The organism is Alphaproteobacteria bacterium (genome assembly GCA_039980135.1).
In the GTDB taxonomy this organism is placed as follows: Bacteria; Pseudomonadota; Alphaproteobacteria; order UBA6615; family UBA6615; genus UBA8079.
In genome coordinates this window covers 194,605-208,472 of record JBDXCV010000003.1, presented here as the reverse complement: position 1 = coordinate 208,472, position 13,868 = coordinate 194,605, and the positions used below count along the sequence as shown (strand labels likewise).

At 66.7% G+C, this 13,868-nt stretch carries 12 protein-coding genes, 1 pseudogene and 1 riboswitch; of the genes and pseudogenes, 2 read left to right on the top strand and 11 right to left on the bottom strand.

From position 1 onward, the window contains the following. Nucleotides 1–13: 13 nt before the first annotated feature. Complete coding sequence (locus ABJ363_02890) at nt 14–1,033, bottom strand: CbiX/SirB N-terminal domain-containing protein (GenBank protein MEP4377920.1); 1,020 nt, start codon at nt 1,031–1,033, stop codon at nt 14–16. 129 nt (nt 1,034–1,162) lie between these two features. Between ABJ363_02890 and cbiB the strand changes: the two genes are divergently transcribed. Next, nucleotides 1,163–2,158, top strand: a complete 996-nt coding sequence (gene cbiB / locus ABJ363_02885; protein ID MEP4377919.1) for an adenosylcobinamide-phosphate synthase CbiB — start codon at nt 1,163–1,165, stop codon at nt 2,156–2,158. 13 nt (nt 2,159–2,171) lie between these two features. Here cbiB and ABJ363_02880 read toward each other — a convergent pair whose 3' ends face one another. The 8 genes from ABJ363_02880 to cobS form a co-directional block, all read right to left on the bottom strand. Continuing rightward, nucleotides 2,172–2,882 (bottom strand): hypothetical protein, encoded by a 711-nt coding sequence (locus tag ABJ363_02880; GenBank protein ID MEP4377918.1) that lies wholly within the window; start codon nt 2,880–2,882, stop codon nt 2,172–2,174. A 31-nt stretch (nt 2,883–2,913) separates the two neighbouring features. Further along, on the bottom strand, nt 2,914–4,425 hold the full coding sequence (locus ABJ363_02875) for a cobyric acid synthase (protein ID MEP4377917.1): 1,512 nt from the start codon (nt 4,423–4,425) through the stop codon (nt 2,914–2,916). 13 nt (nt 4,426–4,438) lie between these two features. Next, the gene (gene cobO, locus ABJ363_02870) at nt 4,439–5,065 is read right to left on the bottom strand and encodes a cob(I)yrinic acid a,c-diamide adenosyltransferase (GenBank protein ID MEP4377916.1); all 627 of its coding nucleotides are present in this window, start codon (nt 5,063–5,065) and stop codon (nt 4,439–4,441) included. Then, complete coding sequence (gene cobN / locus ABJ363_02865) at nt 5,062–8,856, bottom strand: cobaltochelatase subunit CobN (GenBank protein MEP4377915.1); 3,795 nt, start codon at nt 8,854–8,856, stop codon at nt 5,062–5,064. Before cobN ends, cobO begins: the two co-directional genes overlap by 4 nt. Further along, nucleotides 8,856–9,881, bottom strand: coding sequence for a cobalamin biosynthesis protein CobW (gene cobW / locus ABJ363_02860; protein ID MEP4377914.1), 1,026 nt, complete (start codon nt 9,879–9,881; stop codon nt 8,856–8,858). The genes cobN and cobW overlap by 1 nt, the downstream gene beginning before the upstream one ends. Further along, nucleotides 9,878–10,492, bottom strand: coding sequence for a bifunctional adenosylcobinamide kinase/adenosylcobinamide-phosphate guanylyltransferase (cobU, locus tag ABJ363_02855; GenBank protein ID MEP4377913.1), 615 nt, complete (start codon nt 10,490–10,492; stop codon nt 9,878–9,880). Before cobU ends, cobW begins: the two co-directional genes overlap by 4 nt. A gap of 48 nt (nt 10,493–10,540) precedes the next feature. Beyond that, nucleotides 10,541–10,686: riboswitch (cobalamin riboswitch) on the bottom strand. Further along, the gene (locus ABJ363_02850) at nt 10,687–11,364 is read right to left on the bottom strand and encodes a histidine phosphatase family protein (GenBank protein MEP4377912.1); all 678 of its coding nucleotides are present in this window, start codon (nt 11,362–11,364) and stop codon (nt 10,687–10,689) included. Continuing rightward, entirely contained in the window at nt 11,364–12,203 is an 840-nt protein-coding gene (gene cobS / locus ABJ363_02845) for an adenosylcobinamide-GDP ribazoletransferase (GenBank protein ID MEP4377911.1), read from the bottom strand. The genes ABJ363_02850 and cobS overlap by 1 nt, the downstream gene beginning before the upstream one ends. A 57-nt stretch (nt 12,204–12,260) precedes the next feature. Between cobS and cobT the strand changes: the two genes are divergently transcribed. Continuing rightward, on the top strand, nt 12,261–13,319 hold the full coding sequence (gene cobT / locus ABJ363_02840; GenBank protein ID MEP4377910.1) for a nicotinate-nucleotide--dimethylbenzimidazole phosphoribosyltransferase: 1,059 nt from the start codon (nt 12,261–12,263) through the stop codon (nt 13,317–13,319). On the opposite strand, the pseudogene ABJ363_02835 reads toward cobT, so the two are convergent. Together ABJ363_02835 and ABJ363_02830 are read right to left on the bottom strand one after the other, a co-directional pair. Next, nucleotides 13,316–13,597 (bottom strand): annotated as a pseudogene (locus tag ABJ363_02835) (GNAT family N-acetyltransferase). The gene cobT and the pseudogene ABJ363_02835 overlap by 4 nt on opposite strands. Before the next feature lie 24 nt (nt 13,598–13,621). Continuing rightward, nucleotides 13,622–13,831, bottom strand: coding sequence for a hypothetical protein (locus ABJ363_02830; protein ID MEP4377909.1), 210 nt, complete (start codon nt 13,829–13,831; stop codon nt 13,622–13,624). Nucleotides 13,832–13,868 lie beyond the last annotated feature (37 nt).

Sequence of the window (13,868 nt, the reverse complement as noted above, 5' to 3'; positions counted from 1 at the left end):
GACGGGGTTGAGGTCAGTCGCCTTCCGGCGGCAGCGTACGCGGTCCGTGCGGATGGTCGGCGTGGGGATAGGGATGGTGCGCGTGTGTATGGTCGTGACCATCTGCGTGGTCGTGGCCGTGATTATGTGTGTGCGCCGTGCCTGACCCCGTGCCGATCCCCTCGACATGGTGGTGGTGGCTCTCCTGAGGCAGGCCCACCTCGGCTTCGAAGCCCAGCACCTGTTCGCGGTATTTGCACATCTGGCAGTTCATCAGGTTTGCGCCGTTGAGAATCTCATCGACCCGGTCTGCGAAGGTCTCGAGTACCTTGGGATGGTCGTTCAGATAGGGCGCCTTGACGAACTGGATGTCGGGGTGGTTGGCGGCAACCATGTCCGTATGGTCGTAGATACGGTTGACCAGTATTCCGGTGAACAGGAAATACGGAAAAATCACGATCCGCCGGTATCCCAGCTTCACCGCGTGTTCCAGGCCCGGTTGCACGAGCGGGAAGGTCACCCCGGAATAGGCTGTCTCGCCCCAGCCGAATCCCAGGCCCTCCCACAGCATGCGTGCGACTTTTGCCACATTCGAGTTCGCGTCCGGGTCCGAGGCGCCGCGCCCGACGGTCAGGAGCATGGTCTCTTCCATGGGCACCTCACCGAATTCGGCGTCGGCCCGTGCGATGGCTTCCTGCACCCGGTCCCCGGCGGCGCGGATCATCTTCAGGTCGATGCCCAGTTCGCGACCGTAGATGATTTCGACATTCGGGTTCTGCGCCGCGTAGGTGTTCAGCACCGAGGGGATGTCGTTCTTGGCATGGCCGGCGGCGAACAGCATGCCGGGCAGCGCGAAGATGCGGGTGACCCCGCGCGCGACCAGCTTGTCGAGTCCCTCGCGGATGATAGGTGTCGCGAATTCGAGGAAACCGTGTTCGACCTCGCGGTCGGAAAAGCGTTCGCGCAGCGCCGCCGCGACGACGGCGAACTCCCGCACCGCACCTTCGTCGCGGCTGCCATGGCCGCACACCATTATTCCAAAATCATCGGACATATATCGCTCCTGAATGCGCAATAGACCATGCCGACCCCGCCCGGCCAAGGGGACAACCGCAATTGTCGAACCGGTGTGGCGGCGGGCGCGTGATTGACCCGGCGCGGCCGGCGCTCGCAGGATGCCGCGATGTTGCTGAACCCAGAAATTGCGGGTCTTTCGATCGCCGCCATCCTGTTTGCGGCGCTCGTGATCGATGCCGTTTTCGGGGAGTTCGGGCCGTTATTTCGCGTGATTCCCCACCCGGTCGCGCTCATCGGTGGGCTGGTCGGCTGGTTGGACCGGCGGCTTAACCGCGAACGGCGCAGCGAATCCGCGCGCCGCGGGCGGGGCGCCTTCGTCGTGTTGCTGATGGTCGTGCTCGCGGCCGCGATTGGCTGGGGCCTGTCCGACGTCGCCCGCATGCTTGCCTATGGTTGGGTGATCGAGCTGGCCGCGATCACGCTTCTGATCGCGCAACGGAGTCTGTTCGATCATGTGCGTGCCGTCGCCCGTGCGCTCGACCGTGACGGGCTGGAAGGTGCCCGGATAGCGGTGGCGCGCATCGTCGGCCGCGACCCCAAAAACCTTGATTCCCACGCCGTGGCCCGGGCATCTATCGAAAGTCTGGCCGAGAACTTTGCCGACGGGGTTGTCGCGCCGGTCTTCTGGTACCTGCTTCTCGGGTTGCCGGGCCTGCTGGTCTACAAGACCGTCAACACGATGGATTCGATGATCGGCTACCGCACCCCCCGTCATCGCGCCTTCGGCATGGTCGCGGCGCGGCTCGACGATGTCATGAACTATGTGCCGGCGCGAATCGCGGCGGCGATGATCGTGGTCGCCAGCCTGTTCGTGCCCCGCGGCCGTCCGGTTTCGGCGTTGCGGGTGATGGCGCGCGACGGCGGCAAGCACCGTTCACCCAATGCGGGTTGGCCCGAAGCGGCCATGGCGGGCGGCATCGGGGTCGCGCTGGCGGGGCCGCGCAGCTATGACGGCGTGGTTGAGGACGAGCCCTGGGTCGGCGGGGAATTCGGCGCGCGGATCGGCAGCACCGAGATCCGTCGCGCGCTTTACCTGTTTGTCGTGGTGTGCCTGTTCGAGGCGGCGATTGTCGCCCTGCTGGCCACCGCGGTTCTGCGGTGACGAAGCACTCGGGCTAGTTCGTTTTCGGCTTACCGGCGGCAGCCGACCAGCTGGCGATTCGGTCGAGCCAGGCGGGATTCGGGCTGTAGAAAGTTCCATGCCCCTTGCCGGGCTTGAGCGCTTCTTCGGTCATCTTCAGCCGCGTGCCCAGCATGGCCGCTTCGGCGCATGTGCCGGCGATAAGATCGGCCGGGTCATAAAGGGACAACATGCGGCCCTGCATTTTTGCAGCATCATTCTTTAGAAAACTGTCATAGGCCGCGCGGAAGCGCCCCTTGCCGCATCCGGCGAGGTTCACGATGTTCAGTGCGGGCATTTTCGCCTGTGCCGAAAGAACCAGGGTCATCATCCCACCCTTGGAAAATCCCACGACCGTGATGCGGTTTGGCGGGACATCCTTTGCCAGCAGAGCATTGACCTGGGGAATCACGCGGGTTCGCGTGTATTTGCGCGGGTTGGGTTTGCCGACGCGCAGTTCCGAGATGACTTCGAAATCCCGTGCGGCCAGTTCCGCGAGAATTTTTTCATACTGGTAGAGCCCGCGTTTCGGGTGGGGCTCCGACAGGGCATGGGATTCCAGCCAGGCGCCGTGGAGATAGATCAGATAGCGTTTATCCGGATCGACCTTCTCGGGCACATCCTTATGGATGGCGCCTGCGAAGGCCGGCGTCGAAAATGTTGCGACCAGGAGTGCCGTCGCCGCAATCATCAGTCCTGACTTCAATTGACGCATAATCCGCATCGCTTTCATGGCATCAGGTGCGTCGCGCGATCTCCAGTATTCGCGCGGTATCAATATGCTCTTCTATGTGGTCCGCCAGGCGGTCGAGCGCAATGTCTATATGCCGGTTCGATGAAAATGCCTTGTTTCGCGCGGGGTAGAGGCTTTTGAGAAAATTCAGGCGGAAGCCGTCCGCAGCGAAAACACCATGCACATAGGTCCCGGCGATGCGCTGGTCTTCGCTGCCGGCACCGTCGGGGCGGCGGATATTTCGGTCGTCGATCATCAGCATTGGCCGCGCCGTGTCGGGCCCCGTCGTGGCGCCCATATGCATCTCGAACCCGGTGACCGCATCGCCCGTCATGGACGAAGTCCCGGATACGGGTGCCAGTACCTTTTCTTCCGCGATGACCGTTTCGATTTCCAGCAGGCCGAGCCCTGCCGTCTTGCCGGGCGGGCCCTCGATGCCCTTCGGGTCCGCGATGGTATGCCCCAGCATCTGGTAGCCGCCGCAGATCCCCACGACATGTGCGCCGCGCCGGGCAGCCGCACCGATCTGGTCGGCCCAGCCATTTTCGCGCAGTGCCGCCATATCCGCGCGAGTCGATTTCGAACCGCAGAGCAGGACGAGATCGGCATCGGTCGGCAGCGTGTCGCCGGGCTCCACCAGCCGTAATGCCACATCCGGCTCGGACGCCAGGGGATCGAGGTCGTCGAAATTGGAGATCCGCGGCAGTCGGGGCACCGCGATGCGGATTTCGGCGGCCGTCCAGCCGGCCCCGTCATACCGCGCGGTCAGCGATGCGGTGTCTTCCGCCGGCAGGTCGCGGGCGCTGTCGAGCCAGGGCAGAATTCCGAGCGAATTCATTTCGGTCCGGGCGTGGATGATCGGCAACGCGTCGTCGAACAGGCTCGGGTCGCCGCGAAACCGGTTGACGATGTAGCCCGCGAGCCGCGCGCGTTCTTCGGCCGGCAGCAACTCGCAGGTGCCGACGAGTGCGGCGATGACCCCGCCGCGTTCGATGTCACCAACCAGAACCACCGGCACGTCGGCGGCTTCCGCGAAACCCATATTGGCGATGTCGCCGGCGCGCAGGTTCACCTCGGCCGGGCTTCCCGCCCCCTCGATCAGCATCAGATCGGCGCCGTCAGCCAGCCGGTTATAGGCGTCGAGCACGTCGGGCAGCAGCGACGGCTTGAGCGCGTGGTAGGCCCGCGCGTCGGCGTTGCCCCGGACGCGGCCGTTCACGACCAGCTGGGCGCCGACATCGGTTTGCGGCTTGAGCAGGACCGGGTTCATGTCGGTATGGGGGGTGAGTCCGGCGGCGCGCGCCTGCAGCGCCTGGGCGCGGCCGATTTCGCCCCAGCCCGCCTCATGCGAAATGGCCGGTGCCGCGTTGTTGGACATGTTCTGGGGTTTGAAAGGCCGCACCGCGAGGCCCTGCCGCGCGAATAACCGTGACAGCCCGGCAACGATCAGCGATTTGCCGACGTCCGAGCCGGTGCCCTGGAACATGATGGCCGGTGTTTTCGAAGCGGGCGTCATGGGCAGGTGTTTCTCAGAACTCGATGCCCTTTTGTGCCTTCACGTCGTCGCGGAAATGGTGCTTCACCATGGTCATGTCCGTGACCATGTCGGCGGCCTCGATCAGTTCGGGTTTGGCATTCCTCCCGGTCACGACGACATGCATGTCGGGTTGCTTGGCCAGGAGCCCGGCGACCACGTCGTTGATATCCAGATGGTCATAGCGGAGCGGGATGTTCATCTCATCGAGCACCACCAGCCCGTATTGGGGGTCGGCGATCATCTCCTTCGCCATCTCCCAGGCGGCCTCGGCGGCGGCGATATCCCGTTGCCGGTCCTGTGAATCCCACGAGAACCCCTCGCCCATGACCCGGATCGTCACCCGGTCCGGGAAATGTTCGAAGATTTCCCGTTCGCCGGTCTCCCACTTGCCCTTCACGAACTGGACGATGCCCACTTTCATACCGTTGCCGAGCGCGCGCATGGCGAGCCCCATGGCCGCCGTGGTTTTGCCCTTGCCCTTGCCGGTGTGGACCATCAGCAGCCCTTTCTCGCGGGTCTTCGTTGCAAGCATGCGGTCGCGGGCGGCCTTCTGCTTGCGCTTCTTCTCCGCCCAGCGGGCGTCGTCGGCCTCGGTTTCGTTTCTGTCTGTGTCACTCATGCGCTGTTCTCCAGTCGCTGGCCGGTGAGTTCGCTCAGGCGAGCATAGGCCGAGTTGGACCGCGCCTGCCACAGGCCGCGTTCGGCGGCTTCCAGAAAGCGCGCTGCCATCTCGGCCAGGGCCGCGGGGTTATGTTCGGCGAGGAATGCGCGCACCGCGTCGTCGTCGAGGAACGCCTTGTAGACCGCGTCGAATTGATCGTCGCGCACGGCGTTGGTGGTGGCGGCAAAGGCGAACAGATAGTCGACGGTCGCCGCCATCTCGAAGGCGCCCTTGTAGCCGTGACGCATGACACCATCGATCCATTTGGGGTTGGTCACGCGGCCGCGCACCACGCGCGAGATCTCGTCTTCCAGGGTCCGGATCGCGGGGGCGAAGGGCCGCGAGTGATCGTTATGGTAAACGCTGGGTGCTGCGCCCGATTGGGCCGTCACCGCCGCCGCCAGCCCACCCTCGAACTGGTAATAGTCGTCGCTGTCGAGCAGGTCATGCTCGCGATTGTCCTGATTGTGGATCACGGCCTCGACCCGCCCGAGACGGTGGGCGAAGCTGTCATGCGCCGCAACACCATAGGATTCCTCGCGGCCCGTCCCTGTTCCGGCACCATAGGCCCAGCCGCCCCAGGCGATATAGGCGGCGGCGAGATCGTCGGCGCTATCCCAGCCCTGCTCGTCGATCAGCGCCTGCAGCCCGGCCCCGTAGGCCCCCGGCTTGGAACCGAACACGCGATAGCCCGCCTGACGTCGTGCGTCATCTGCGGCCATGCCCGCGACGGTCAGTCTTGCGGCTTCATTGGCGACACGTTCCGAGATGGGGTTGTCACGGGGGCTCTCGTCCGTGATGTCCGCGATGGCGGTCACGGCGCTGTCGAACAGATCGATCAGGCCCGGAAACGCGTCGCGGAAGAAACCCGAAACCCGCAAGGTCACGTCCACGCGTGGGCGGTCGAGCACGGACACGGGCATGATCTCGAAGCCTGTCACGCGGCGCGATGCGCTGTCCCAGCGCGGCTGGGCGCCGATCATCGCCAGGGCCTGGGCGATGTCGTCGCCGCCGGTGCGCATGTTGCTGGTACCCCAGGCCGACAGCGCCACCGCGCGGGGCCAGTCGCCGTGGGTCTGGGCGTGGGTCTCGATCAGCAGCTGCGCGGACTTCCAGCCCAGTTCCCACGCCGCGGGCGTGGGCACGGTGCGCGTGTCGACCGAGTAGAAGTTGCGTCCGGTCGGCAGCACGTCCGGCCGTCCGCGGGTGGGTGCGCCCGACGGGCCCGGCGCGACGAAGCGCCCGTCGAGGCCGGTCAGGAGGCCCGCCAGTTCGGCATCACCGGAGATATCGATGGCCGGCGCGATGGTCTGCGCGAGGGACTCCAGCACCGCCGCCGTCGCGGCCCAGCCCGGATCGGGCGTGGACGTTCCATCGATCAGCGCGGCGGCGAGAAGCTCCAGTTGCTCCACCGTGTCGCCGACCGTGCGCCAGGGCTGGTCATCGACCAGTTCTGATGGTTTCCGCCCGTCCCAGGATGCCGCGAAGTCGCAGTCCAGCGGGTCGAACCCGAGACCGAGATCATCTGCCAGCGCGCGCGACAATGACGCATCGCCCGGCGATTGGGTGCCGCGCGGTAGGCGGACGAGGGCGGACAGAAGCCCCGTGCGCAACGCGCCCCTGGGAGCCTCGCCGAACACGTGCAGCCCGTCGCGGATCTGCAGTTCCTTGAGTTCGCACAGATAGCCGTCGAGCCGGTTGAGGGCGTCGGTGTCTGTCAGGTCGGCATCGGCGGCGAAGCCGAGGTCGCGGTCGAGACCGGTCTCCCGGACAAGTTCCACAATCTGACGGCCGAGCACGGCCAGGCGCCGCGGATCGACGTTGGCCGCCTCGTAATACTCGTCGACCAGCGCCTCCAGATCCTTCAGCGGACCGTAGGTCTCCGCGCGGGCCAGCGGCGGCGTCAGATGGTCGATGATCACGGCGGCCGCCCGGCGTTTCGCCTGTGTGCCTTCGCCCGGGTCGTTGACGATGAACGGATAGATGTGGGGCAGCGGCCCGAGTGCCGCTTCAGGGAAACAATTCTCGGACAGGGCGACGGCCTTGCCGGGCAGCCATTCGAGGTTGCCGTGCTTGCCGAAATGCACGATGGCATCGGCGGCGAAATTTTCGCGCATCCAGGCATAGAAGGCGAAATAGCCGTGGGGCGGCACAAGGTCCGGGTCGTGATAGCTGGCCGCCGGGTCGATGTTGTAACCGCGCGCCGGCTGCAGCCCGATCGCGACCTCGCCACAACGAAAGACGGAGACGGCGAAGGCGCCGCAATCGGTGTGGCCGGCCATGAACATCGGGTCGGCCTCGGGTGGCCCCCAGCGATCGATAACCGCATCGCGGACGGGCGCCGGCAGGCGCGCGAAGAACATCTCGTAGTCGGGCAGCGGCAGTGTTTCTTCAATCATGCGCCCCGCCGTCCCGGCATTGGTCGGGCCGGCCTGCAGGCGGGTGACAAGTGCATTGCCGTCCGCCGGTGCGTCGCCGATGTCGTATCCGGCGGCGGCCATAGCTTCGAGCGCGCACACGACCCCGGCGGGCGTGTCGAGGCCGACACCGTTGCCGATCCGCCCGTCGCGATTGGGATAGTTGGCCAGCACGATGGCGATCCGGCGCCGGTTGACCGGAGTCTTCCGCAGTCGGGCCCAGCTGGCCGCGAGCCGGGCGGTGAAGTCGATCCGGTCCGGAACCGGCACATGGGCCACGATATCTGTCTCGCTGAGATCGTCGCGGACGTCCGAACCCTTGAAGGACACGGCCCGGGCCAGAACCCGGCCATCGACCTCGGGCAGGGCGACATTCATCGCGATGTCCCGTGCCGACAGGCCGTTCGCGGTATCGCGCCAGGCGTCTTCGGTGGACCCGGCGAAGACAACCTGCAGCACCGGCGCATCGGTGTGTGCGAAGGGTCCGCGTTCGATAGTCGCGCCGGGGGCCGACAGGGCGAAGCCGGTGGCGTTGAGGATCACGTCGGGCGGTGCCGTGGCGAAGGTCTCGGCAATCATCGCGGCGGCCAGCGGGTCCTTCAGGCTCGCGGCGTGGATGGGTAGCGGGTTGAGGCCCTTTTCTTGCAACCCTGTGATCAACGCATCGACCGGGGCGAGGTTCGCGGCCTGCATCAGTGCGCGATAAAACAGGATGCCGGCGACGGGCGCGCCGTCGATCCAGTGTTCACGAAGGCCTTCCAGCGTGAGGTCATTCGCGCTTGGCCAGTACAGCCCGGCCCGCGTCAGGGGCGCGGGTTCATGCCAAGTTCGTTCCTTTCCGACGAGACTCTCGGCGAAGGCGAGGAAGTTGCCCGCGTTCTCGATGCCGCCATGTACCAGATACTGCCAGAGGCGGTGGGCGTCGCCCGCGTCGACGGATGTCAGGCCGGCCAACGCGGCATCGGGTTGATCATCGCCCGGCAGGAAGGCGACGGGAATACCCGCCGTCCGGCAGGCTGCCACGATCTCGTCGACGCCGTAGGGCCAGTAGCCGCGCCCGCCCAGCAGGCGGCAGACGATGAGCTTCGCGTGGCGGACGATGTCGTCGACATACAGATCCACCGACATGTTGTGGGCGAGGCGCAGATAGTTGGCCAGGCGCAGACTGGGGGCGTCTGGGTCTTCTGCGAGACGCGCCCGGTTCGCCATCGCGAGCGCGGCGATTTCCGTGTCCGCGGCCGTAAGGACAACGATATCCCCCGGCGACTGACCCAGATCGATCGCTTCAGTACCATCATCGACAGTTCCCGGGACGGCGGCGAGCAGATGCATCAGCCGCCCTGCAACACCGCTTCAATGCCCGCCCGGTCCATGCCGCTACGCCCGATCACGACGAGCTCGGTCCGCGGGGTCTCGCTGTCAGCCCAGTCGCGGTCGAAATAGCGCTGGAATCGATGACCGACGCCCTGCACCACAAGCCGCCGGGGTTTGCCGGGCACATGGGCGAAACCCTTGATGCGGAAGATATCGTGGCGCTTCACGGCATCGATCAGGCGGCGCTCGAGGGCATCGGGGTCGTCGATCGCGCCGAGCGTGACGATGAAGCTGTCGAAATCGTCATGGTCGTGCTCGTCCGCGCCGTCATGCACGCTGGGCCGTGTGTCGAGATCGTCCTGGGCCTCCGCGTCGAGTCCGAGCAGGACCGCGGGGTCGAGACGCCCATGGGTCGCCGATACGGCGCGCACGCCGGCGCGACGATGGGGTGCCAGTGCGGCCTCGACCGACCCGTCGCCCTCGCCCACCAGGTCGGCCTTGTTGACGATGATGAGGTCGGCGCAGCTCACCTGGTCGACGAACAGTTCCTCCAGCGGGTTGTCATGATCCAGCGACGGGTCCTCGGCCCGGGCCGCGGCGATGGCCGCGGGATCGTCGGCGAAGCGGCCGGACGCGACGGCGGCGGCATCGATCACGGTGACCACCCCGTCGACGGTCGTGCGCGCGCGCACCTCGGGCCAGGCGAAGGCCTTGAGCAGCGGCTTGGGCAGGGCCAGACCGGAGGTCTCGATGACGATATGGTCGGGCGGGTCGGCGCGATCGAGCAACGCCGTAATTGTCGGCAGGAAATCGTCGGCCACGGTGCAGCAGATGCAGCCATTGGCCAGTTCGACGATGTCGTCGTCCTCGCAGCCGGGAATGGCGCAGCCTTCGACGATGCCACGGTCGATGCCCAGATCGCCGAACTCGTTGATCACCAAAGCAATGCGGCGACCGCCGGCATTTTCCAAAAGGTGCCGGATCAGGCTGGTCTTGCCGGCGCCGAGGAATCCGGTGACGACGGTGGCGGGGATGCGGTTCATGACAGCTCGTTTTTGAGGGTGATGGGCAGGCCGGCGGCGATGAAGTCGACCCGGTCGGCCTGGGCGGCGACCTGTTGGTTGAGGTGGCCGGCCGCGTCGCGAAAGGCGCGGGCGAGCGCATTGTCCGGGACGATCCCGAGGCCGACCTCGTTGGACACGCAGACCACCGGGCCCCTGGCGTGGGCGAAGGCGTCGAGCAGGGTCGAAGTCTCGGCGTTGAGATCGAGCTCGGCGTGCATCACGTTTGACAACCACAAGGTCAGGCAATCGATCAGCGCCGGCTGGCCATCGTCGGTGGCTCTGACAATCGTGTCGGCAAGCGCCAGGAGTGTTTCTTCCGTATGCCATCGATCGCCGCGCCGGGCACGGTGATCCGCGATCCGGTTGACCATCTCGCCGTCGCCGGCCTCGGCGGTGGCGATATAGGTCGGTCGCGTGATGCTGGCGCCGGCTTCCAGATGGGCGGCGATCAGGGTTTCGGCGTGATGACTCTTGCCCGAGCGGGCGCCGCCGAGGACGAGAGTCAGGGCCGGCAACAAATTGCCGGGCCGGTCGTCGTCGTTGACGGCGGCCCCGTGTCTGGTTCGATCGTTCGACATGTCTTCGGTCACGGCGCGGTTCCTCCTCCCGAGGGTATGCGCGGATGTTGCGCGCCGAAGAGGTCTCCTGGCTCCGGATCGACGGCCCGCGCGCATCCTTCCCGGCGGATCGTTCGCCAGTGGGTGTTGCGCACGGCCTGACCGTTACAGTTGCGGGGGCAGCGCCGGTCTTGGAACCGCATGGCTCCGCACCGGACTTCCCTGTTTCAGCGCTGCACCAAGGCTAGCATGGCGGTGTGATCGGGAACCAGTGTGGAGTCCTGGGTCGGGATCTGATTGATGTGGAAAATTGCCCATGCGCCGTCCGGGTGGCTCTCGCTGGGTCCGAAATGGTCGATCCGGGTGAGCGAGCAATTATCCACCTGGCAGGTGAGTGCGGCCTCGGGGTCGAGCTTGAGCGCGTGCCCGATCGCGGCCCGGATGGTACCGCCATGGGTGACCGCGACGATGTCGCGGCCCGCATGTTCGACGTTCAGCCGCTCGATCACGCCGGTGACGCGCACCATCAGGTCGGCGAAGCTCTCGCCGCCGGGGGCCCGGGTGTTGGCCGGGGCGAGCCAGAACATGTGCTTGGGGTCCAGTTCGGCATAGACTTCCTCGCGCTTGCGGCCCTGCCAGGCGCCGAAATCCTGCTCCGCCAGGCCTTCCTCGATATGCGGGTCGGGCAAATCCAGCCCCGCGGCCTTGATGGCGTCCGCCGTCTGATGGGTGCGTTGCAGGTGTGACGTCACAAGCAATGCATTTTTTGGGAGAATCCGTGCCAATCCGGCATAGGTGGGCGGGTCGTTTGTGTCCGCAAGAGGATCGGTGTTGCCGTAAATCCGCCCACCGGTCGAACGAACCGGGGCGTGGCGGACCCACCACCAGCGTGTGCGCGTGGTCATCAAATACTCCCGGAGATGACGGCGCTTGCCGCCACGAGTGCGGCGGTTTCGGCGATGGCCTGCCCCGCGCCCAATACGTCGCCCGTATAGCCGCCGATCTGACGAAGCGCGATCATGCCGACCACGAACGCGCCCAGCCCGCCGGCAACGAGAACCGTGATTACGCCGAAGCCCGCCGGGGTGACCAGCACCAGAAGGACCAGCAACACGGCAAGGCCGAGCCCCTTCCAGCCGTCGCCCTCGCCGGGTTTTCCCGCGTCGGCACCCAGCCCGTCGTCACGGGCAGGTTCGAGCCAGCGCATGGTCGGCGCGATCAGTGCCCGGCTCCATACGGCGGCGGCGATCAGCGCGCCGGCGGCGGCCCCCACATCATGGGCGGCGATGGTCGCCAGCGCGGCGATCTTGGTGACAACGACAACGGCCAGGGTGACGGTGCCGTAGGCGCCGAGCCGGCTGTCGCGCATGATCTCGAGTTTGCTTTCGCGGTCGCCGCCGCCGCCGAAGCCGTCGGCGATGTCGGACAGGCCGTCTTCATGCAGCGCGCCGGTGAGCCAGATCATGCCCCCGATGGCGAGCGTGGCCGCGACCGGGGCGGGCACGCCGACCCACGCCAGTACGCCGAGTATGAGCGCGCCAACGCCGCCGATGCCGAACCCCACCAGCGGGAACAGCCACATGGCGTCGGCCAGCGTCGGGGGTGTTTCGGCGTCCTCGAAGAGGGCATCGCTGGTGTCGTCTTCACCCGGCATGTGCTCAACCGGCAGCCGCGTCAGAAACGTGGCCGCGAGACGGAGCTGCGCGGCGAGTTGCGTGCGGCCATTTTCGTCATTTGCATCCATGCCCGACTTATAGGACAACCGCTTTCCTTTCCGAAACGGAACTTGCGGTCACACGATATGAGCGAAACAGGTAACGGCGCCGGGGGCGGCGCTGGCGCGGGCGCCGGCCCGGATTTCAATGAGATCCGCAAGCTGATCGCCGAGATGCCCGCCCCCGATATTGCGGCGGTCGAGGCGACCCGCGCGCGCGAGGCCGAGCTGACCAAGCCGCCCGGGGCGCTCGGGCGGCTGGAGGAGATCACCGAATGGGTCGCCGCCTGGCAGGGCCGCTACCCGCCGAACGTGACCCATGCCCGGGTCGCGGTGTTCGCCGGCAATCATGGCGTGGCCGCCCGGGGCGTGTCGGCGTTCCCCGCCGAGGTCACCGTGCAGATGGTGCAGAATTTCGTCGCCGGCGGCGCGGCCGTGAACCAGCTCACCGAATTGGCGGACGCGGATCTGCGGGTCTATGAGATGGCGCTCGACACCCCGACCGCGGACTTCACCCAGGGCCCGGCCCTGACGGAGGAAGACTGCGCCAAGGCGCTGGCCTACGGGATGATGTCGGTCGAGGCCGGGGTCGAGCTGATCGCGCTCGGCGAGATGGGGATCGCCAACACCACATCTGCGGCCGCAATTTGTCACGCGCTGTATGGTGGCAACCCGCAGGACTGGGCCGGCCCGGGCACCGGCGTCGCGGGCGATGCGCTGGCGGCGAAGGTCGCCGTGGTCGAGGCCGGTGTCGCCGCCAACCGGGACTTGTTGGACGACCCCCTGCAGCTGCTGCGCGCGTTGGGCGGTCACGAGATCGCCGCCATCGCCGGCGCGATCATCGCGGCGCGGCTCGCAGGGGTGCCGGTGCTGCTCGACGGCTACACCTGCACGGCGGCCGCGGCGGTGCTGCACGCCATCGACAACCATGCGATTGACCATTGCATGATCGGGCATCTGTCGGCCGAGCCGGCCCACCGTGCGCTGTGCGAGAAGCTCGACAAGGTGCCGCTGCTGGCGCTGGCGATGCGGCTGGGCGAAGGTTCCGGCGCGGCGCTGGCGATCCAGATCGTGCGCGCGGCGCTCGCCTGTCACACCGGCATGGCGACGTTTGCGGATGCCGAAGTCAGCGGCAAGGCGAACTAGCCGCAGGCTATCGTCGGCAGACCCGGGCCGCCCGCCCGCGCGCTGCGGCGTTCGAACAGGATCACGTCGCGCCAGTCGTCGTCGATATGGCCGTAGCGTTCGCGCCGGCCGACCTCGCGGAAGCCCGCACCTGCCAGCAAGGCGCAGCTGGCGGTGTTTGCCGCCATCACCTGGCCCTGCAGCGTCCAGTAGCCATCGGCTTCGGAGACGGCGATCAACCGCGCGAGCAGGGACGCGCCGAAACCCTGTCGGCGGGCGGTGTCGGTGACATAGACGCTGACCTCAGCGACCCCGGCCGCCCCTCATGTGTCGGGGACGGGCGACAGGGCGGCGAAACCCGTGATACGCCCGTCGTCGCGGCGCGCGACGAGGCGGCCGATGTGCAGATGCGCCGCATTCCATGTACCCCATTTCGGCGGGCTGGTCATGAACGCAGCGAGCCCTGTCGCGAGCCCCTCGCCATAGATGGCGCGAACGTCTTTCCAGTCGCCGCGCTGCATATTCTCGATCATGGCATTCATCTTCGTATTGGGCAGGGGTCGCCTGTCC